This is a genomic window from Exiguobacterium mexicanum, from assembly GCF_005960665.1.
Lineage (GTDB): Bacteria > Bacillota > Bacilli > Exiguobacteriales > Exiguobacteriaceae > Exiguobacterium > Exiguobacterium mexicanum_A.
Genome location: NZ_CP040676.1, coordinates 753,709 through 773,729, shown reverse-complemented (window position 1 = coordinate 773,729; position 20,021 = coordinate 753,709). Strand labels below are relative to the sequence as shown.

Sequence of the window (20,021 nt, the reverse complement as noted above, 5' to 3'; positions counted from 1 at the left end):
TTTACTCATTTCTTGACCATTCCTTTTAAGACGAACGCGACGTTCGCCGGACGTTCTGCGAGGCGGCGCATGAAGTAGCCGTACCAGTCACGGCCGTATGGCACGTAGACGCGGACTTTGTAGCCTTGACGGACGAGCTCGAGTTGACGCTCGACCCGGATGCCGTACAGCATTTGGAACTCGAACTGGTCGAGTGGGATGTTGTTCAGTTTCACATGTTCGATGACCGCATCAATCATATGGTCGTCATGTGTTGCGATAGAGGCGTAGTTCCCGTTCGCCAGATGGAGTTTGACGAGCTTCAAGTAGTTGTGGTCGACGTCTTCTTTCTCCGGGAAAGCGACCGTCGCCGGTTCCTTATAAGCCCCTTTGACGATACGAAGGTTCGGCTTGAGCGGCGCGAGATGATTGATGTCATCTTCCGAGCGGTACAAGTATGACTGGATGACCGTCCCCAGGCCCTCAAAGTCCGCTTTCAATTTCTTGAACAAGTCGAGCGTCTTCTCGCAACGTGCCTCGTCTTCCATATCGATGGCGACGAACACACCGACTTCTTTCGCCGTCGTCAAGATTTGACGCATGTTGTCTTCGATCAACTCGTCCGAGATATCGAATCCGAGCGACGTCAGCTTGAGCGACATGTACGCGTCAAGCTTCTCTTCCGCCATGATTTCGATGGCACGAATGATTTCATCCCGGTTTTCGTTCGCTTCTGCGACCGTCGTGATGAATTCCCCTAAGTGGTCGACCGTGACCGATAATCCTTTCGCGTTTAACTCACGAATCGTCGGCACCGACGTCTTGAAATCTTCCCCCGCCACAAAGCGCGAAGCCCCGAATCGAAGCCCGTATTTTTTAGCCAAACTGTTGAGTGTTTTGTTTTGAGACATGTAGATAAATCCATCGCGCAACACTTTTTCCATCTGATTTTCCCCCTTACGTTTACACCCATCTATCTCTATGACGATGTCTGAAATTATTATGACATACAAACGTCCATTCGTCTGTAATTTTGTAATCGTTTTCACCGATTCATTTCCTTAGATTTAGAAAAAAACAGACGCCCCGGAGGACGTCTATTTTACAGGCTTGTATTTGGTGCCACATAGAGCAAAATACTGAGGAAAACGAGCACACTTCCAGCGAGGACGAACATATGCCAGATCGCGTGGTTGAACGGCAGTTTCTGCCACATGTAAAAGACGATCCCGACCGAATAGGCGATCCCCCCGGCGAGGAGCAACATGAACCCGTTATGACCGAGCGACTCGTACAGCGGACGGATGGCGATGAGACAAATCCAGCCGAGGCCGAGATACGTCACGTTCGATACCCACATGTATTTCCCGGTCGAGAACAGTTTCCAGACGACACCAAGCACGGCGACGCCCCAGACGATGCCGAACAACGTCCAACCGAGCGTCCCTTTGAGCGACACGAGCGCGAACGGCGTATAACTTCCCGCAATGAGTAAGTAAATCCCCGCATGGTCGAACACTTGGAGCACGCGTTTCGCCCGGGGATGCGGAATCGCATGCATGAGTGTCGAGAACAGGTACAGTAAAATCATCGATACCCCGAACACGCTCACGGCGATGACGTTACCTGTGCTTCCCGTCTCCGTTGCCGTCATGACAAGCAGTACGAGCGCGACGATGCTGAAGATAACCCCGAGGCCATGGGTGATGGCGCTCGCAATCTCTTCCCCGAGCGTGTCGGCATGGAGCATGTCTTTTAGCTTCTCTTGATCCATTCAGGTCCCACCTTTCAAATCTATTCCTCTAGTATGGTTATTTCCCGATTTTGTTGCAAACAAAAACATGGGCCGAAGCGACCCATGTCTGTGGATTATGCGACTTCCTTCACTGGAACGTCACATTCCATATTTTGTGCCCGCATCGCTTTGGCGCGTATGTGGAACAAGACGAGCAGCGTGATCGTCCCGATCGTGGCGATGACGTACGGGATGACCCCATCCATCTTGAAGCCGATCGGTGCCGTCAAAATGTAGAACCAGACGGCGTACAACATGAACGTCCCCGGGATGAGCGCGATGTAATGGTTGCGCCCTTTGATGTAAAGGTACATCGCCCCGACGAACAAGGCGATGACCGCCGTCGTCTGGTTGGCCCAGTTGAAGTATTGCCAGAGCATCTGGAAGTCCATGTTCGTGAGCACGTATGAGATCGCGAAGAGCGGGAGCGCGATCCACAGGCGTGACGAGAACTTCTTCTGCGCGACTTTCATATAGTCGGCGATGATCATCCGAGCGCTACGGAACGCCGTGTCGCCCGATGTGATCGGCAAGACGATGACACCGAGGATGGCGAGCGTGCCGCCGATGCTGCCGAGCATGAGTGTCGCCACTTCTTGGACGACAAGTGCCGGTGTACCTGTTTGAATCAACCCGAGCAATTCGCCTGGCTCAAAGATGGCCATGGCTGCCGCGGCCCAAATCATGGCGATGACCGCTTCGACGATCATCATGCCGTAGAAGATTTCACGGCCGTTGCTCTCTTTCATCGTCGTCCGCGAGATGATCGGCGACTGCGTGGCGTGGAAACCTGAGAGCGCCCCACACGAGATCGTGAAGAAGAGGAGCGGCCAAATCGGCAAGCCGTCCGGATGCATGTTCGTGAGTGTCATCTCAGGAATCTGGTAGCCTTGCGCGAACAGGCTGACGGCGATCCCGATGGCGCTGATCATGAGGAGCGCCCCGAAGAACGGGTAGATGCGCCCGATGATCTTATCGACCGGGAGCAATGTCGCCAAGATGTAGTAGGCGAACACGGCGAAGATGACGATCGTGAGCGTCGTCGCGTTGCCGTCGAACAAGTTGTTGATCATGTTACTCGGCGACGTGACGAACACCGTCCCGACCAAAAGCAAGAGAAGCAGGGCGAACCCGTTGACGACGTGGCGGAGCGAGCGGCCGAGGAACTTCTCGGCGAGCTGCGGCAAGTGCGCCCCGTTGTTCCGAAGTGAGATCATGCCCGTCAAATAGTCGTGTACCGCTCCAGCGAAAATCGATCCGAAGACGATCCACAGGAACGCGACCGGTCCGTAGAGCGCCCCCATGATTGGACCAAAAATCGGGCCGACTCCGGCGATGTTCAACAGTTGAATCATCGAGTTCCGTTTTTTCCCCATCGGCACGTAGTCGATGCCGTCCTGTGACGCGTAGGCAGGTGTCATCCGCTCTTCCTTGATGCCGAACGTCTTCTCGACGTAGCTGCCGTACACTTTGTACCCGACGAATAGAATCGCCAAGGCGATAAAGAATGTAATCATGTGTGCTGTCCCCTTTTGAACGTATGTAGCCGGTCCCCACCGGCCCCGAAAAAATGAATCCCGTTGTTTTACACATATAATGTAAACGCTTACGTGATTGATTATACAGGAGTTCCTAAAATTTTGTAAGGGGTTTCGTTCACTTTTTTGACACAAAATAAAGCCCTCAAAACTGAGGGCTCGTTCATTGATTAACGAAGGGCCGGGACACCGACATGACCGGCTCCAACCACTTTCGTCTCTTCTTTCGCTTGACCATCGAATTCACTGACGACTTTCACCGTTTGGCGAAGCTTGAGAGGTTTCACAGATAATGTATACGTGCCGTCCGCTTTCGCTTTCGTAGTCGCAAGCACGCGCTGTCCGTCTTTCAACGTGACATTCGCATTCGCCGTCGTGACACCCGTCACCACTTTCGCACCCGGCTTGATCGTGTCGACCGAGAGGACGAGCTCGACTTGCTCGGCTTCCGTGACTGGATCGAGTTCAATCGTGTACGACCGGAAGAGTCGTCCGGCTGCGTCCGTACGCGTCGCATCCGTCGCTTCGATTCCTTCGTATTGGTCGATATACTGCTTCCCGGCATCCGCCGTCTCGAACGTAACGAGACGTTTCGCGTCGGCGACGACTTTCCAGTTATCATCGGCCTTATAGTCGACGGCACCACGGCTTGCGATGATGTAGTCCGAGATGACGTTACGTGTCTCGTAAGCTGAACGGTAGACAATGCTGTTGCCACCGCCGAGACCCGGGAACGAAGACGAACCCGCACGGTAGTTGTTCGTCGCGACCAAGAATTCTTGGTCGAGCGTGATGGCCTCCCCGTTATATTCGACGTTCTTTACACGGTTTGCCGAAGCATCCACCAGTTTACCGCCGGCATCAAACTTCGCAGGACTCGTCACGTCAATTTCATACGTCAAACCGTCAAGGATATCAAAATTGTAGCTACGGAACCCGAGATCGAGCAACGGTTCCCCATCCGCTTTCACTTGCTTGTAAGCTCCGGCGGACATCTCGAGCCAGTCCATGACATCTTGTCCCGTCACTTTGACGACTTCAAGCGTATTCGGGTAGACGTACAAGTCCGCCACGTTCTTGAGCGCGATTTGACCTTTCGGAATGTTCGTATAGTAACCCGCATCCGTCAACTCACGACCGCCTGCCTTGAACGGGGCACCGGCTGAGAGGAGCGGTAACCCTTTATACGGGGCCAGGTCCGGGTTCGTCTCGAGCTCTTTCTCGACGAACCACTTCTGCGCGTTCGTCACGAACTGCACAGACGAATCGTCACGGACGAGCGCGAAATAGCTTTGGATGTCATCTTGAATTTCGCCGACCGGACGGTTGATGTATTCGATCGTCGCTTGATGCTCCGCATCAATGAGCGCTTGAATCTCAGGGTCGACCGGGGTATTGGCCGTAATCGTATCGAGTTTTGCCGTCGCATCGAGAACACGCCATGCTCCGTCAACTTGCTCGAGCTCGAAGTCGATGACGCCTAAGTCCTTCCCTTGGTTGTTCGCCATGACGACCGGCTTTCCGTTAATCGTCCCTTTCGTCATATCCACGTTCGGGAACGAGGCGAACATGCCTTTCGCATCCGGGAAGCGTCCATGTTGGTGACCGGTCATGACCATGTCGAGCCCTTCGATTTTCGTGAGCGCGTAGCCGACATTCTCTTCTCCGTCTTCTTGTTGGTCGGCGAGCGTCGCACTTTCCCCAATTCCTGAGTGTGCGAGTGCAACGACGACGTCCGCTCCTCGTTCTTTCAACTTACGAACCGCTTCACGTGCCGACGGGATAATATCGTCTACCTTCACGCGGCCTTGCAGGTTCCCCGAATCCCACGACATGATTTTCGGTGGTACGACACCGAACACCCCGACGTTGATTGTATGTGTCTCCCCATCCGTATCCGTGACCGTCCGCTCAATGATTTGGACCTCTTGTCCGTCAACGTTGAACTTTGCGACAATCGGATTCCCGTCTACATCTTTAACGTTCGAGTTGACGAAGCGAATCTTACCTTTCGATCCTTCCATCGCATCATACAAGAACTCGAGTCCGAAATTGAACTCATGGTTGCCGAGTGTGACCGCATCGAACTCGAGCGCCGCCATCGCCTTGTACATCGGATGCTCGAACGTGCCCGGATTTCCTTGATGCACTTCACGCACGTAGTCCCCGAACGGCGTCCCTTGAAGCGTATCCCCGTTGTCGAACAGGAACGTGTTGTCAGCCCCTGCTTCCGCACGATGCTGTTTGATGAGCGTCGCGACTTTCGTCAAGCCGATTGTGTTGTCGACTTTGTCCTGAAAATAGTCGTAGTTCGTGATGTTCGTATGTAGGTCTGTCGTCTCCAAGAAGCGGAGCTTTACAACGTCCTCTGATGCGAGCACGTTCGGTGCGTGGAGCGGTAATGTCCCTGGTAATACGAGCGCTGTCGCAATCGTCCATTTCAAGGCTGTTTTCATGTTCATTTCCCCTTTTTCCAAAAATGTTCCAACATCTTTCACTATATCACCGGATTGTAAACGCAACCATTACTTTTTGTAAATTAATTCTCAAATGTTCTATCCAATATTTTTTTCAATTTCTATTTGAGACGGCGTGAGACCGTGATACGATGAGAAAAACAGAACGCTTGTTCGTAAAAAAGGAGAGGTGGCTATGCGACGTCGGATTTTTTGTATCGACAGCGTCTCGTTCTACGCCAGTTGCGAGTGCGCCGCCCGCAAGTTGAACCCGTACAAGACAAAGCTCGTCGTCTTATCGAACCTGCAGGACCACGGTGCCCTCGTCCTCGCCGCGACGCCGCCGATGAAGCAGCTCGGCATCAAGACCGGCTCTAGACGGTTCCACATCGACCGGTTGCCGTGGCATGAGCGACGGCACGTCATCTACGCCGAGGCCAGGATGAGTCATTATTTGAACGTGTCCGTCCAAATCGTCCACATCTTGCATCAGTTCGCACCGCCTGAGGCGATCCGCGTCTACTCGGTCGACGAGACGCTCGTCGACTTGACCGGGACGGAGCGGCTGTTCGGGAACGATGCGCACGTCGCCCGCCTCATCCGCTCGACCGTGTTCCGCTATACCGGCATCCCGGTCACGATTGGCATCGGGCCGAACAACGTCCTCGCCAAGCTCGTCCTCGACCTTCATGGGAAGAAGACGGGTGTCGCCAGCTGTTTCCTCCACGACGTCGAACGATTAATTCACCCGGCCCCGATCGGCAAGATGTGGGGCGTCGGTGCGAAGATGGAAGTCCATCTCCGGCGGCTCGGCATCGACACGATCGGCGACCTCGCCCGCTATCCGCTCGAGACGCTCCATGAAAAGTTCGGCGTCATCGGCGCCGAGCTGTGGCATCACGCCTGGGGCATCGATGAGTCGCCGACGATCCTCCCGCCAAGCTCTTTGTTCGGCGCGAAGCGGCAGCGGCCCCGGACGATCGGTCACGGCATCACGCTCATGAAAGACTATACAACGTATACGGCCATCCGGCTCGTCTTGCAGGCCATCGCCGTCGAGGTCGGGATGCGGACGCGACAGGCGGGACTCGTCGGCGGCAGCGTCCATCTCGGCGTCCGCTACACCCGGACGAGCGAGCGGCGCGGCTTCAGCAAACAAAAAAAGCTCGCCCGCTTCACAGCGGACGAGCGCGAGTTCTTGCCGGTATTGTTGACGCTCTTCCTCGACGCCTGGGACGAGACGGAGGCCGTCCGTTACGTCTCGGTCGCCCTCGGCAAGCTCGAGCCAAGGAGCGACCACGTTCAGCTCTCCTTCTTCGAGGACGAGTGGGCCCGGGCGCGCCGGTTCGACTTCCTCGACCTCGTCGATCGCTTGAACGTCCGCTTCGGGCGCGGCACGATCCGCCCAGCATCGAGTTTACTGAAAGACAGTCCGCTCCGGACGCGGCAACGCCTCATCGGCGGACATAAACAAGGAGGTGAATCGTCATGAGCCAGACCCGCTACAAAGACCGCGGTGAATTGAAATGGATCCCGTTCCTCATGCCCGAGCACGTGGCGCTGCTAAAGAAATATTACGCCCACGTCCAAAAGATCGAGCTGCCTGACTTGGATGAGCAGCTCCTCTACTTATGGCAGACCGAGCTCGAACGCGCCATCCGTGAAGGCGACGCCGTCGAGCTGACGCTGTTCGACAACGGCATGACCCATACGGTGCGCGGCTACGTCCACGCCATCTATTATGCCGAGCGTGAAGTCGAGCTGTTCGACACGGACGTGCGTCGCATCCCGTTCGGTCAGATTCTGTCCGTCCGTTAAGACGCGTCAATCGCTTCCTGCGTCGTTTCGAACGTGTCGACGTGGTCGAGCACGCCATAATGCGTGAGCGTCTGGCGCACGGGTGCCGACAAGTGCGCGAAGACGACACGACGGTCGGCCGCTTTCAACTCTCGGACGACGCGGCGAATCTCTTCAACGGCCGTCACGTCGATGACCGGACAGCGGTGGAAGTTGAAGATGAACACGTCAGGCTCGTCATGGATATGATGCAACACGTGCTCGAACATCTCGATCGCCCCGAAGAAGAGCGGTCCTTCGACGCTGAAGACGACCTGGCCGTCGCGCGTCACGTACCGTTCCGTCTGTTCGCGGACGTCGATCGTATCGGCCATCCGTTTCGCGAACAAGGCGAGCGCACAGATGACCCCGACCTCGACGGCGACGACGAGATCGACGAAGACGGTCAGTCCGAGCGTGATGAGCAGGACGAGCGACTCGGCCGACCGATGCCGTAGCATCTCGAAGACGTGGTGCCGCTCCGACATGTTCCAAGCGACGCGCATCAAGATCGGGGCGAGCGCGGCCAGTGGGACGTAGCTCGCGAGCGGTGCCAACACGAGCACGGCGAGGAGCACCGTCAACCCGTGGATGACGCCGGAGCGGCGGCTGACGGCCCCGGCTTGAATGTTCGTCGCCGTCCGGGCGATGGCGCCGGTCGCCGGAATCCCGCCGAAGAACGGGACGACGACGTTGGCGAGCCCTTGCCCGAACAGTTCCTTGTCCGGGTTCATCTTCGTGCCGGCCATGCCGTCCGCGACTGCACCTGACAATAGCGACTCGAGCGCCCCGAGGAAGGCGATGGCGAACGCCGATGGCATGAGCGTCGCAATCAAATCGAGGTCGATCGCGAGCCAGTTGAACTCCGGCAGTCCGCTCGGGATGCCGCCATAGGCGCTGCCGATCGTCGCGACTTCTCCTGGGATGACGAGGCTGACGAACGTCGGCACGAGCATCGCCATCAAGAGAAGCGGCAATTTTACAGGCAGTTTCGGCACGAGCCAGAGCGTCAAGAAACCGATGGCGGCAATGAAGACAGGCCATAAACTCGCTTCATGTAACGACGTCACGAGCGTTAATAAGTTCTCGTGGAAGTGCGGTGCCTTCTCGAACGTGATGCCGAACAGTTCGTCGAGCTGGTCGACGAAGATGACGACGGCGATCCCGGCCGTGAACCCGATCGTGACAGCCCGCGGCATGAAGCGGATGAGTCGTCCGACGCGGAGTACGCTCATGAGGAACAACAGGATCCCGGCGAGGAACGTCGTCACGAGCAATCCTTCATAGCCGTGCGCGAGCATGACGCCCGAGACGATCGGGATGAAGGCGCCGGTCGGTCCGGCGATTTGGAACGTCGAGCCCCCGAACAGGCTGACGAGGATCCCAGCGATGATGGCCGTGTACAGGCCGTACACCGGTCCGACACCTGAGGCGATCGCGAACGCCATCGCGAGCGGCACGGCGACGACCCCGACGGTGATCCCGGCCGAGATGTCTTTTTGCCATCCTTGGCGTGATGTCATGAAGTTGTCCATTCTTGCATTCCTTCTTTCCATTATGTCGAAAACGAGTTCAGTGTACGCCTGTCCCTGCCCTTTGTAAACGACTCCGGCGAAACGTTAACATAATCGACAAAACAAAGACGCATCGCGATGGATGCGTCTTCGTTAATTCGTCGGTGCTTCGACGACTTGGTCGCCCTCGTCCGCATCTTCCCCAAGCAGACGGACGTGACGGCCGAACAGCCACATGACGACGAGGTGGGCTTTCGCCTGCGTCTTCGTATAGAACCACCATGGCAGCGCCGGCACGAACTCGTGGATGGCGACGAGCCCTTCTTCTGACTCCGGGAGCCGTCTGAACTCGAGCCGGCCTGTCTTGTCATCCTCACTCAACTTCGCGAACATGCCGCCGTCGATGGAATAGGACGCCATGTCGTCCGTCGCCTCGTCTTCGAGCGACAGATGGAGTGCGACGAGTGACGGACGGAGGAGCGCGATTTCCCAGTCATCGTCTTCTTTCGTCGTCTGGATGAGCGGATACGCGAGCCGGCCGAGCCACTCGAAATACGTGTCGGCCATCCATAGCGCCGATTTGTTCTCTGGCAGACCGAACCGTTGAATCGAGCGGACGGTATACTGTTGCGGCGCTTTTTTCTTCTTGCCGCCACCTGACTTCTGTTTCTCTTCTTCCTCGAGCGCGTGCTCGACCGCTTCCTTGAACGGGATTTCCCCTTGCTTGACGCCGGTCGTGTCTTTCGCGACCATGGCGTGGCCCATGCTCTCGACGAGCGGATAGACGGTGTCTTTCGGTTCACCCGTCACGGCCATGACCCACAATCGCGACAGTTTGATCGTCGGGAACGGGAAGTCGATCATGACGCGACGTTTGCCCATGACGTCAGCCGTATCTTCAATCATCTTGCGATACGTCATCACTTCCGGTCCACCGATATCGATATGATGGTCGTACAGCGCCTCGGCCCCGACGACCGAGATGAGTGCTTGGACGGCTTCACGCAAATCGATCGGATGCGTCTCCGTCTTCGTCCAGTTCGGAAGAATCATGACCGGCAAGCGTTTGACGAGCTTCGCGAGAATCGGGAACGACGAACCTTCTGGACCGATGATGAGCCCGGCTCGAATCGTCGTCACCGGCACGCCTTGACCGCCGAGAATCCGTTCGACTTCGAGCCGGCTCTTCAAGTGACGTGACAACGTCTTCGACTCTTTCGGAATGATGCCGCTCAAGTAGACGATTTGTTCGATGTCGTTCGCTTTCGTCGCCCGGGCGAAGTTGTCGGCGATGAGCGCGTCCATGTCTTCGAACGTCGCTTGCGTCAATCCGCCGTCCGGAATCATCGAGTGGACGAGGAACATGGCGTAGTCTGCTCCCTCGCACGCCTCACGTGTCTGTTCATATGAGAACAAGTCGCACGACCGCCACGTGATGTGGTCCTCGTCTTCTTTATTCTTCGTCGAGCGGGACAAGGCGATAATGTCATATTCTTCTTTTAAATGGTCCATCACGTTCGAGCCGATATAGCCGCTCGCGCCCGCGATGACGATGGTTTTCCGCATAGTGGTCACTCTCCCCTTCATTTGCACATAGAGGTAATGTACCCGTCTTTGACTAGGATTAAATCAGTCCCGCGCACTACAGTATGTATTGGAAAAATTATGTAAAATTAACTCAACTACAGGCAAAGGAGGAATGGCTATGGGGTTTTGGTATTTCTTGATGCTGTTGATCGGTGGAGGGCTCGTGATTCGCGGCCTATTCAAAAAGAACACGAACGGACTGATACGGTTCGGCACACTCGTCATCGGCGGTCTGTTGATCGCACTCGGCTTGTTCATGTTCCAAGACGGAAGTGATGCGATTGTTGCGGATTTATTTAACTTGTGGTGAGGATTTAGTCTACAAAATTAAGTTCATGGTGGGATTAAGGTTGAAATAGAAACAAGTCGAACTTAGTTAACACAGTCCGACTTGTTTCTATAATAAAAGTCCATTTGCTTTACATTTCATAAAGAAAAATGGATAGACTATGTTCTACTTTTAGTACTAATAACAATTTTTATACTATCAGACAAAATTATTACTCTCGTAGTCGCATGGTAGGACAATAGTTAATTAAATTTATAAGTATTTATAAATGTTAGCAATAGAAAAGATTAATCAACTTCTCCGTCATTTGTAGCAGGATCCCTAATAACTTCAATTGACCAACTTATTAACAAACAAAGTCCATTGTGTTCAATCCCCCATTTCCTACGCTCCTGCCCAACATATCCACCCCAGATAGAATATAGTTCATCATGTAGCCAACTCTTATGGTTATCTCTCCACAAACTAAAATCTAATCCGTTTTCAGAACCATGAGGAAATTCTTTTTCAAGCCAATCAATTACATCTTTCTTTTCAATGTGATCGTTAACCTCCTTAACACTAAATACCACCTTATTGTCTAAGAGATACGATAAATATTGTATAAGCGTAGTCACTATAGTAATTTTTCTCAAGGAAACCGCCCCCTAATAAATTTTAGATTAATAATAAAAAGATTATTTAAACCCTTCTATCTCAGTTAAATAACTAATTGCTTTAGCTGAGCTACTGAATCCCTTAATTTGTCCATATACGACTTTCGGCTCCGGAAAAACACTCATACCTAATACATCTTTTAAAAAGTCTAAATTAGAACTATCTCCATCAATAAGCTGATACATACTTATTGCAGGCATTGCTATTATAGAGAAACAAACTCCTAAATTACTCATGTATTTCCCCTTGGCATCTATTAACCTTTCTTTTGCGTCGACAATATAATTTTCGGGTGTCTTAGCATTTATACTATTGATTAATTCCAATGCCTTATGAAATTCATTTAAACTTCTTTTGTTTTGCGGGCTATTTCGAAATTCAATTATTCTTTCGATAGGTATATTATCAATATTTTTAGGCAAAGAGATTTCAATATTACTTTTCAATGTTTTTACATTTTCTAAATTCGACCTAAATTTCACATTCGGTTTACTATAAATCATACGATTTACTCTATCATATTCTATCTTCGCGTTTTTATCAGATATAGTTGAAATACTTCGATTACTTGAAATACTATTAGCCAATAAAGTCATATAAGCGTTTGCTAAATCGCTGTTTATTATTAATCCATTACTGGTTCTTTTAGCCCATTTATTTTCTAGTAAAACATCTTGAAAGTTATGAACCATTTTCCCAAAATAAATCTCCATGAACTCCGAATCTAGATTGCGCCAGTTATTGCTGTCATTATTTAAAAATGGATTTGTTTTTACCCTAGATATTAAATCTCCAATATCTGCAGTAGCTTCTTTTATTTCATCTGAGCTTGGAGAATGGGTTGAAAAAATATCAGTCTCTTTTAAAACGATCTCTTGATTTTTAGACAGAGGTATCTCAGAAGCATTACTAGGAACAATAGTCACAACATTACCTAAATATAAAAGTGCGAATTTTAACCATCTTTCATTTTCTATGTAAAAATTAGGGTAATATAATACTTCTTTCAACTTTTCAACCTCCCAATTCAAAATTTCCTATAGTAATTTGAATGTCAATTCTCTTTATCTACGGTTAATAAAGAACTCGCATTTTCCATTAAATATTCATTAATTTGAATAACTTTTTTATCATCATCTAAAACCTTACTATGAATTGATGCAATAATAATCTGATTTTCTGAAAAATCACTTTTTATAATATCAAACATCTTGTCGATATTTTCAGAATTCAGCTCTCTACCGGTTGGGGAGTCTAATACTATAGGCAAGCGGACATTCAAATAATTTTCTATAGACTTAACATAAGCCATCTTATAAGCAAAAACTAATTTGTGCAATACTGCTCCACTTAAAGATTTTAAATCAGAGGTAAATAGAAAATTAGAATTTGCATTAATATATTCAACCGCTTCAAGTCGAACCAAATAATCATTTATAGTCCTTTGAATTTTACTAATTAATTCATTGTTACTTAACGTAATTTCTTTTATGTCCTTTTCAATTTTTGATTTACTTTTTTTTAAATCATGAATTATTTTATCAACTCGAGTATAGTCGAAATTTAAAGAGAGGACGTTTTGATTAAATCTTTCAATTTCAGTTTGAACATTAAGTTGGGCACCGTACTCTTGAAGTTGAAAATGCATTTTTTTTATTTCTTGGTCTTTATTTGCAAGATTGATTTGTTCAATTTTCAATTGAGTTTCTAAATACTCTTGAGTTTCATGAAAATATAAAATAGTAGATTTCGAAACAGGAATAATTTCATCTGATAGAGAGTCAGGATTTTTAACGTATATTTTCATACTTTCAATATATTTCAAAAAACTTTCATTATCTTTAGCAGCTACTTTTATCGATTGAATTTCTTTTACAATTGCTTTTCTTTCAATCTCAAATTGACTTAATCGCGTATAAAGTTCTTCGCTACGATTCATATAAAGGTGTTTACTTTCAGAATTGCTAATTTGATTTTTATATTCTAGTATATTCTTCAAGTATTCATACTTTCTTATCTCTGCTTCAATACTATTTTTCTCTATACTCAGTTCAGAAACGTCTGTTGAAGACAAGCCTCTAATTAATTCATCAATATTAAACTGTATGTTTCCAATAACTTTGCCTCTATTTAATAAAGTCCATCCTTTCTCTTGATCAAAATAAATAGCACCAATGATATTCTTTAGGACTTCTCTGTTCTTACTCCCCCATACAAAACTCAACAATTCCAACTCTTGTTGAGGTACTATAAAATGTTTGAAGTCTATTTTATTTACAACTGTTTTTATTAAATTACCATCTCTTTCCATTTCAATAATGTCCGAGTTTCTTCGAAAAGATATTCTAGTTATACAATTATTAAAATTGAATTTCTTTGTTCCTGGAACGGGATAACCTAGGGAATAAAATAATAGTCTAGTTAAAGTTGACTTCCCTACACTATTTTTCGAACTATAGATTTGATTTTTCAGACAAAAATCAAATCTTTTGCGATTTCCTTTAACCTCTAATATCAAACTTATAAACTTCATAAGTTTGTTGCCTCCTTAATTTTTTCAATTTTAAATCGATCATAAATTATTAAATTTATAATGATTTTTATTAAATATTCTTCCACTTCTTTATTTTCACAATTAATTTCCTCTATAAAAATCGTCCACTTACTTTCTATAAATTGTGGAATGATTTTTTTGAGGGATTGTCCTAGAGTCGTATTTTCTAATCGATAAGTATTAAATTCACTCATTACCTTTGTAATTAATCCGAATTTATGAGTTTGCTTGTTGATGTATTCATTATATTTTTCCTGTATTTCGTTAGCACAACCTTGATCAAAATCCTCAAGTAAATTATCAGTAAGGTTTAAAGAACCTAAAACTATAATTGGCCAAACTATATCCTCTTTTTTTAAATTAACGTGTTTTATAGTAGAATTAGTAAAAAATTCTTTTTGTAAAAAATGTAGAATGTCTTCTCCTATATAGCTTCTGATATTATTTTTTTCTAAAAATCTATTTATTGTTTCAATCATAATTCTATATCTAGTGGGAAGATCAGCACCAAAATAAGGAATGGTTAAAAGTGAGAATTTATCTTTTCTAAATTTATCAATCACAAGTTTCTCCTTTTTAACTACACTATCAAAATGCTTATCGATAATTTCACTAGCGGTTTTTGGAAGCTCAGTGTAAGAGAATTTGGATAGTTTTCCAAAATAAATAGCAACTTTTTTATCTGATAGAGGATTATTTATATTACTTATATAAATTAATTCTGAATAATTTGTTTTATTAGTGGCGTTTATAAGTGTTTTAAATCCGCCTCTAAGTGACTTCAAAGTATTAGTATTAGGTTCAGGATTTTCTTGAGATTTCACCTGAGCAATAATCGGGGGTTTGTCTTTAAAATAAACTTCAATGTCGTCAATTTCTCCTTCAACTTTTAATTCAGTAAAAGATTTAATATGTTGAAAAGCAAGGTATATAGCAGCATTTGTTTGAAACTCCCATCCAAATGCAGAAGCTGAAGCATTAGTATCAAGATTTCGCTTTGACTCTTTCGCATCAATTGAAACTGAATTAGTGACTTTAGTCTCCACAATAATCACCTACCAATTTTATACTTTTCAGAATTAATTATACATCAAATCCCATTAAGAGCATACTGCCGCTATTCTTAGAATTGCATAGATAATAAAAACAGGATAGTCACATAAAGATAAGCTCTAGCCAAAAAATAATAGTGACGGCGTGAGTCGAACCCGCGTCCGAAGATATCGTTAACGCATACTTCTTCGTGTGTAGTTTATCGATTAAGTCTCAATATGATACTGTCGATAAACAGGCGTTGTCGAATCAAGGTAGATGACTCGTGATTCGTAGCCTAATTAAAAAGTCATGAACGGACTCATCCGGTTCAGATCACTCGTCATCGGAGGTCTGTTAATCGCACTCGGCTTGTTCATGTTCCAAGATGGCAGTGATGCGATTGTGGCGGATTTGTTTAACTTGTGGTGACGATAAACTGAACAAAACCACTTCCTGCTCGCAGAAAGTGGTTTTTCATTAGAACGATAGAATTAATGGGGTACCGTCATTAAGGATCTCTCCGTTTTTAGCGACGTAGTCGACATGAACTTCCGCACGGCGTAACATATCGCTCTCTTTTAGCGCTGTCATCCAAGTGCGGACGAGTGCCTCGTCCCCTGATGCTGGCTCCCGATGAATCGTCATCAGGATTGTCGGTACGACGTCAGCCGTTTTATAGGCAAACGGATTTGCTGCTGAGGCGTCTAGTTGTCGTACGGCTACCTCATCGTAAAAAACGTCGTACGTGACGTCGCTTCCAAACGCCGTCATGACCGAATCTTCGATGGCATCCGTCACGTCGTCTTCCCATTTCGATGCGAGAAACGTGTCGACGACTTCCCCTGTCGTCTCATCCGCATAGACGAAAAACTCGGTCCCTGTCACGGAATCAACTGCAGTCGCCGCGTATTCGAACGGGAAATTTCCCATGTTGTCGAACGTGACCTCTGTCGTCAATTCGGCATTGTCGAAACGCTCCGCTACATACGGCTCAGCGAGTTGGATTGCTTTTGCTTCTTCATCGGAATCGGACTGCATCGACTGATTGAACATAAAAGCGAGTCCTCCCATCCCTACGGCAAGCACCCCAATCGCAATTAATGTCCCTTTCCAAAAGCGCCTCACCTCGACACCTCTCCCAAACGCTTATTCATCGCAATCGAAGTTTGTTGGAATCCGAGGCGTGCATAAAATCGCTGAGCATCCGGATTTGAGCCAAATACACTCAGCCCAATCGAAGTCGCCCCTAGTTCTTGTGCTGCAACCGTCTCCAGTCGTTGCAATGCCGCCGTCGCATATCCGCGTCCGCGATAGGCTTCGTGCATCCAAACATGATAAATGAAGACACGTTTTGATTCTTCCTGAAAGGCGTACCATAAAATCCCGACTCGCGTCGCACCGTCCATCACATGGACGACTGTTTGTCCCTCAGTCGGTTGATTGTCTGGAAACAGGCTACGAATCAATTGCGTCGACTCTTCTTGCGCCAGTGTAGCAGGTAATTGATAATTGCGGGCGACGTCGTTCGCATAATCATCAATCAACCACGTCAAATAAGAAGTAAGTTCTCTTTCGTCCATCTTTTCAAAATGAATATTCATCATTGTTACCCTCACAATCTTCTTCTCTTCAGTTTATCATACAATTTATGGGAAAATTATCGGATTAAATACTCATCCAATCTCTGTATCCTTTTGGACGTGTTCTGAAAAAAATTATGTAAGAAGGAATAATCAAAAAATTAAAATGAATCGAACCTTACACATCAGGTTCGACTCATTTTAATTACTTCGGCATCCAATTGGCTTCAAACCCATTTTGCACCGCATAGTCATACAGGTGAATCAATTTCGTCTCTTTGTATGTCTCCATCTGCTCTGCCACTCGCAACTCATGGTTTCGTTCCACGAGCGCGTAAAGATAATCAACCTTCGCCATCCGATTGTTCTTGCTCGTATTACAAGTCGGACAAGCGAGGACAAAATTCCATAGAACATCATTCTGTATGTAAGACCACGGGATAAAATGGTCGACATGGATCTGTTTGAGCGACTTCATACAATAAAAACAGACGGAATGACCGTGGCTCAGCAAAATTTGTTTGAACTCGTCGAGCGATTGACGAGCCGAGACGAATTCGATTTTGTTCAAGATTCGCTCCATCGCTTCGCGTGTATTGTATTTTTCCAGAAAGACGGCGAGTTGATAATTCGTAACATTCATCAATACCCGTTTATATTTCTCAAAAAAGATGACGTAGCTTGGCACAAGTTTGACCCACTCTTCTTTCCGATTGAATGAATAGACGGTCCCCTCGAACGAGGTATAGAACGATCCGTACACGTACTTCTTATAGAACTGATTCACGTTTCGAATCAATTGTTGTTGCTGCTGAACCGGCAGACGATCAAAGTTCCAAGTGGACGGAACTTCATGTGTCGCTTGAAACGTGAGCATCGTTTTTTCGACCGAGCTCAATTTCTCAAGTTGATTCACTTGTCGCAATCCGTGTTTCACAATCAAATTCCAATACATCTTCGTCACGTGTCTTGAAATTTGCTCGAACGTCACTACACCAGAATCACTTAGTTCGGTCGTGCATTCGAGCAACGCCTTCATAAGCATATGCTTGTACGTCGTCGTATGTGTCGCATTCATTAAAAATTGTTGTGTATAGCGCCATAAGTCAGTTTCTGTTAAGTAGATGTCTTTTGCCTCAGCAACACGTAAATCCCACCCCAATGACCTCACCCCCACTCATTCGTTACATCATCGATTATAACGAATGAGGAACAAGAACGGATCAAGGTGAATCAAACAGGAGCCGAAAACTCTTTTTTGATTTGTTCTATATCGATATTTGTTTTTTCATGGATATAATGGACTAACGTATCATACTGTTCGACAGTATTTAGCTTTTTAAATTTCTCAACATCTCCTTCAAAGCCTTTAAAGTACTCGCTTTGATATTCAGGATTGTTAAAGAGCTTTAGATATTCCATATAATCTCTCACGGTCATCTGGCTCACGATTTGAGACAAGATTGCATCCCACTCTTTTATCCGACTCTCATGAATCTGTTTTTTGATGACGATGTCCTGCGCCTGCTCGAATTTGATTTGTTGAATGCATTGCTCCACTTCTAACTTGTACTGGAACAATTCGTCTCGATTTTGAGTGTTTAATGCAGGAACAACCTCTGTTAAATAATATTGATATCTCTTCTTTCGAGGATGCATGATTTTGTCTTTTGGTTTTTTAGGATTCGATTCTTTATTCGAACGATTTTTAAGTCGTTCCGTTACACCAAATGCACCAATTGCTCCAACAATTTCTTTTTTATGTTCAAGTGCAAACTTTCCTACTGCCGGACCATACTTCTTGACTCCTTTTATAATTAATTCCGTAGATTTTTTTGACATGATGATTCCTCCTATGATGGTTATATATTTTCGTGACAATTTTTAAAATAGCTCATAGTTTATATTCAACAAAGTAATATTCAATCCTTTGACACCATTCAAAAAACCAAATAATGGAACCGTACGTTCACAAAGAAAGGATTATTGAGCAATCACTCAATAATCCTTTTTTGCTATAACGCCTCTTGATCACTCACCAGCTTGTTTCTTCTCTTTTTGCTTTTGCAAATATGCTTCTCGAAGCTGATTGATCTTCTCTTTTTTGTTCGAAACAGCTGGTTTTTTACCGTCTTGATACTTGGCAGCAGCCACTTTACTTTTCGTATCTAACTGATATTTTCCCATTTGATTCACCTGCTTTCATTTCATTGTGATTGAGTTGCTCCGCTAACATCAAAAGACCTTCTAATCTCAATGAAATTAGAAGGTCTTCATTAAAAATCATTGATGACAGTCGTTGCAGACTGCTAAAAAATGGAGACGGCGGGAGTCGAACCCGCGTCCGAAGGCATCGTAACGTATGCTTCTACGTGTGTAGTTTATCTATTGGATCTCAATGTGACACTGCCGATAAACAGGCGTTGTCGCATCCAGTCTGATTCATCTCTTCTTCGCGCCCTCAGACGGCGAGGTTGAAGCGTAGCTTGCTTAGTTTGAGACCCTGATAATCATCCACACAAGCGATGGATGTCAGGATCCGCAGGGCACTTAGGCTGCTGCGAGTTGTGTGTTAGTTTTGCCAGTTATAGGCGTTTGCGTTTTAACGAGGCCGACCCCTCGACACGCCACATACGACCGACCTACCCCCGTCGAATCCATAACGTCCCCGAGGTGGTAATTGGTACTACAACAACTATACCACAATCAGGTCTCGCTGTCAGTATTTTTGCCGGTCCCGGAGAGCCCGGTCGACATCGCGCTTCGCATCTTTCTTCTTCAAGTCGTCGCGCTTATCATACTTCTTCTTCCCGCGCCCGATGCCGAGAAGACATTTGGCGAAGCCGTTCTTCAGATACACCTTGAGCGGGATGATCGTATATCCGTCACGCCCTTGCGCGCCGATGAGCTGATTAATTTGCTTCTTATGCAACAATAGCTTTCGGACACGAAGCGGCTCGTGGTTGAACCGGTTCCCTTGCTCGAACGGGCTGATATGACAGTTATGAAGCGTCGCCTCGCCACCATCAAAGCGGACATACGCGTCGGCGATGTTGATCTTTGACTGGCGCACCGATTTAATCTCGGTCCCCGTCAACACCATGCCGGCTTCAATCGTATCTTCGATCGCATAATCGAAGGACGCTTTTCGGTTTTGCGCGAGCGCGTTCGAATCTTTCTTCTTGGCCATAGACATTCAGT

Annotated in this window: 19 protein-coding genes and 1 other RNA gene; 3 read left to right on the top strand and 17 right to left on the bottom strand. The window is 47.3% G+C overall.

Annotated elements, in window-relative coordinates:
* Window positions 1-5 precede the first annotated feature (5 nt).
* The 4 genes from FED52_RS04430 to FED52_RS04415 all read right to left on the bottom strand — a co-directional run bounded on the left by FED52_RS04430 (window position 6) and on the right by FED52_RS04415 (window position 5,768).
* Window positions 6-923 (bottom strand): proline dehydrogenase family protein, encoded by a 918-nt coding sequence (locus FED52_RS04430; RefSeq protein WP_138859096.1) that lies wholly within the window; start codon window positions 921-923, stop codon window positions 6-8.
* A gap of 158 nt (window positions 924-1,081) precedes the next feature.
* Complete coding sequence (gene trhA / locus FED52_RS04425; protein WP_138859095.1) at window positions 1,082-1,753, bottom strand: PAQR family membrane homeostasis protein TrhA; 672 nt, start codon at window positions 1,751-1,753, stop codon at window positions 1,082-1,084.
* Window positions 1,754-1,848: 95 nt separating this feature from the next.
* Complete coding sequence (locus FED52_RS04420) at window positions 1,849-3,291, bottom strand: carbon starvation CstA family protein (RefSeq protein ID WP_138859094.1); 1,443 nt, start codon at window positions 3,289-3,291, stop codon at window positions 1,849-1,851.
* 191 nt (window positions 3,292-3,482) lie between these two features.
* A complete protein-coding gene (locus FED52_RS04415; protein WP_240731309.1) occupies window positions 3,483-5,768 on the bottom strand; it encodes a bifunctional 2',3'-cyclic-nucleotide 2'-phosphodiesterase/3'-nucleotidase in 2,286 nt (761 codons plus the stop codon).
* Between the two features lie 196 nt (window positions 5,769-5,964).
* Between FED52_RS04415 and FED52_RS04410 the strand changes: the two genes are divergently transcribed.
* Entirely contained in the window at window positions 5,965-7,260 is a 1,296-nt protein-coding gene (locus FED52_RS04410; RefSeq protein ID WP_138859093.1) for a Y-family DNA polymerase, read from the top strand.
* Window positions 7,257-7,586: a YolD-like family protein gene (locus tag FED52_RS04405; RefSeq protein WP_131437869.1), complete on the top strand. Its 330-nt coding sequence runs from the start codon at window positions 7,257-7,259 to the stop codon at window positions 7,584-7,586. The genes FED52_RS04410 and FED52_RS04405 overlap by 4 nt, the downstream gene beginning before the upstream one ends.
* Here FED52_RS04405 and FED52_RS04400 read toward each other — a convergent pair.
* Complete coding sequence (locus FED52_RS04400; RefSeq protein ID WP_138859092.1) at window positions 7,583-9,139, bottom strand: SulP family inorganic anion transporter; 1,557 nt, start codon at window positions 9,137-9,139, stop codon at window positions 7,583-7,585. The two genes, FED52_RS04405 and FED52_RS04400, sit on opposite strands and share 4 nt — an antisense overlap.
* Before the next feature lie 132 nt (window positions 9,140-9,271).
* A complete protein-coding gene (locus tag FED52_RS04395) occupies window positions 9,272-10,684 on the bottom strand; it encodes an NAD-dependent epimerase/dehydratase family protein (RefSeq protein ID WP_138859091.1) in 1,413 nt (470 codons plus the stop codon).
* Between the two features lie 139 nt (window positions 10,685-10,823).
* On the opposite strand from FED52_RS04395, the gene FED52_RS04390 reads away from it, so the two are divergent.
* Window positions 10,824-11,015, top strand: a complete 192-nt coding sequence (locus FED52_RS04390; protein ID WP_138859090.1) for a hypothetical protein — start codon at window positions 10,824-10,826, stop codon at window positions 11,013-11,015.
* Window positions 11,016-11,281: 266 nt separating this feature from the next.
* Here the strand turns inward: FED52_RS04390 and FED52_RS04385 are convergent, their stop codons facing one another.
* The 11 genes from FED52_RS04385 to smpB form a co-directional block, all read right to left on the bottom strand.
* Window positions 11,282-11,629 (bottom strand): hypothetical protein, encoded by a 348-nt coding sequence (locus FED52_RS04385; RefSeq protein ID WP_138859089.1) that lies wholly within the window; start codon window positions 11,627-11,629, stop codon window positions 11,282-11,284.
* Window positions 11,630-11,671: 42 nt separating this feature from the next.
* On the bottom strand, window positions 11,672-12,661 hold the full coding sequence (locus FED52_RS04380) for a hypothetical protein (RefSeq protein ID WP_138859088.1): 990 nt from the start codon (window positions 12,659-12,661) through the stop codon (window positions 11,672-11,674).
* 44 nt (window positions 12,662-12,705) lie between these two features.
* Complete coding sequence (locus FED52_RS04375) at window positions 12,706-14,184, bottom strand: coiled-coil domain-containing protein (protein ID WP_138859087.1); 1,479 nt, start codon at window positions 14,182-14,184, stop codon at window positions 12,706-12,708.
* Window positions 14,181-15,251 carry a hypothetical protein gene (locus FED52_RS04370; RefSeq protein WP_138859086.1) on the bottom strand — a complete coding sequence of 357 codons (1,071 nt, stop codon included), beginning with the start codon at window positions 15,249-15,251 and terminating at the stop codon, window positions 14,181-14,183. Before FED52_RS04370 ends, FED52_RS04375 begins: the two co-directional genes overlap by 4 nt.
* A 466-nt stretch (window positions 15,252-15,717) precedes the next feature.
* The gene (locus FED52_RS04365) at window positions 15,718-16,365 is read right to left on the bottom strand and encodes a type IV pilus modification PilV family protein (RefSeq protein ID WP_138859085.1); all 648 of its coding nucleotides are present in this window, start codon (window positions 16,363-16,365) and stop codon (window positions 15,718-15,720) included.
* Window positions 16,362-16,841 (bottom strand): GNAT family N-acetyltransferase, encoded by a 480-nt coding sequence (locus FED52_RS04360; RefSeq protein WP_167491771.1) that lies wholly within the window; start codon window positions 16,839-16,841, stop codon window positions 16,362-16,364. The genes FED52_RS04365 and FED52_RS04360 overlap by 4 nt, the downstream gene beginning before the upstream one ends.
* Window positions 16,842-17,025: 184 nt before the next feature.
* Window positions 17,026-17,982: an HNH endonuclease signature motif containing protein gene (locus FED52_RS04355; protein ID WP_138859083.1), complete on the bottom strand. Its 957-nt coding sequence runs from the start codon at window positions 17,980-17,982 to the stop codon at window positions 17,026-17,028.
* A gap of 71 nt (window positions 17,983-18,053) precedes the next feature.
* Window positions 18,054-18,662, bottom strand: a complete 609-nt coding sequence (locus FED52_RS04350) for a hypothetical protein (RefSeq protein ID WP_138859082.1) — start codon at window positions 18,660-18,662, stop codon at window positions 18,054-18,056.
* Window positions 18,663-18,851: 189 nt separating this feature from the next.
* The gene (locus FED52_RS04345) at window positions 18,852-19,007 is read right to left on the bottom strand and encodes an alcohol dehydrogenase (protein ID WP_138859081.1); all 156 of its coding nucleotides are present in this window, start codon (window positions 19,005-19,007) and stop codon (window positions 18,852-18,854) included.
* Between the two features lie 127 nt (window positions 19,008-19,134).
* Window positions 19,135-19,490, bottom strand: a transfer-messenger RNA (tmRNA) gene (gene ssrA, locus FED52_RS04340).
* 49 nt (window positions 19,491-19,539) lie between these two features.
* The gene (gene smpB, locus FED52_RS04335; protein WP_029595066.1) at window positions 19,540-20,010 is read right to left on the bottom strand and encodes an SsrA-binding protein SmpB; all 471 of its coding nucleotides are present in this window, start codon (window positions 20,008-20,010) and stop codon (window positions 19,540-19,542) included.
* Between the last annotated feature and the right edge of the window lie 11 nt (window positions 20,011-20,021).

What these genes read in the sequence shown, in the direction of transcription:
- FED52_RS04400 (WP_138859092.1), bottom strand. Translation starts at nt 9,139, where the DNA reads ATGGACAACTTCATGACATCACGCCAAGGATGGCAAAAAGACATCTCG.
- FED52_RS04410 (WP_138859093.1), top strand. Translation starts at nt 5,965, where the DNA reads ATGCGACGTCGGATTTTTTGTATCGACAGCGTCTCGTTCTACGCCAGT.
- FED52_RS04350 (WP_138859082.1), bottom strand. Translation starts at nt 18,662, where the DNA reads ATGTCAAAAAAATCTACGGAATTAATTATAAAAGGAGTCAAGAAGTAT.
- smpB (WP_029595066.1), bottom strand. Translation starts at nt 20,010, where the DNA reads ATGGCCAAGAAGAAAGATTCGAACGCGCTCGCGCAAAACCGAAAAGCG.
- FED52_RS04430 (WP_138859096.1), bottom strand. Translation starts at nt 923, where the DNA reads ATGGAAAAAGTGTTGCGCGATGGATTTATCTACATGTCTCAAAACAAA.
- FED52_RS04395 (WP_138859091.1), bottom strand. Translation starts at nt 10,684, where the DNA reads ATGCGGAAAACCATCGTCATCGCGGGCGCGAGCGGCTATATCGGCTCG.
- FED52_RS04390 (WP_138859090.1), top strand. Translation starts at nt 10,824, where the DNA reads ATGGGGTTTTGGTATTTCTTGATGCTGTTGATCGGTGGAGGGCTCGTG.
- FED52_RS04415 (WP_240731309.1), bottom strand. Translation starts at nt 5,768, where the DNA reads ATGAAAACAGCCTTGAAATGGACGATTGCGACAGCGCTCGTATTACCA.
- FED52_RS04345 (WP_138859081.1), bottom strand. Translation starts at nt 19,007, where the DNA reads ATGGGAAAATATCAGTTAGATACGAAAAGTAAAGTGGCTGCTGCCAAG.
- trhA (WP_138859095.1), bottom strand. Translation starts at nt 1,753, where the DNA reads ATGGATCAAGAGAAGCTAAAAGACATGCTCCATGCCGACACGCTCGGG.
- FED52_RS04420 (WP_138859094.1), bottom strand. Translation starts at nt 3,291, where the DNA reads ATGATTACATTCTTTATCGCCTTGGCGATTCTATTCGTCGGGTACAAA.
- FED52_RS04405 (WP_131437869.1), top strand. Translation starts at nt 7,257, where the DNA reads ATGAGCCAGACCCGCTACAAAGACCGCGGTGAATTGAAATGGATCCCG.
- FED52_RS04360 (WP_167491771.1), bottom strand. Translation starts at nt 16,841, where the DNA reads ATGAATATTCATTTTGAAAAGATGGACGAAAGAGAACTTACTTCTTAT.
- FED52_RS04375 (WP_138859087.1), bottom strand. Translation starts at nt 14,184, where the DNA reads ATGAAGTTTATAAGTTTGATATTAGAGGTTAAAGGAAATCGCAAAAGA.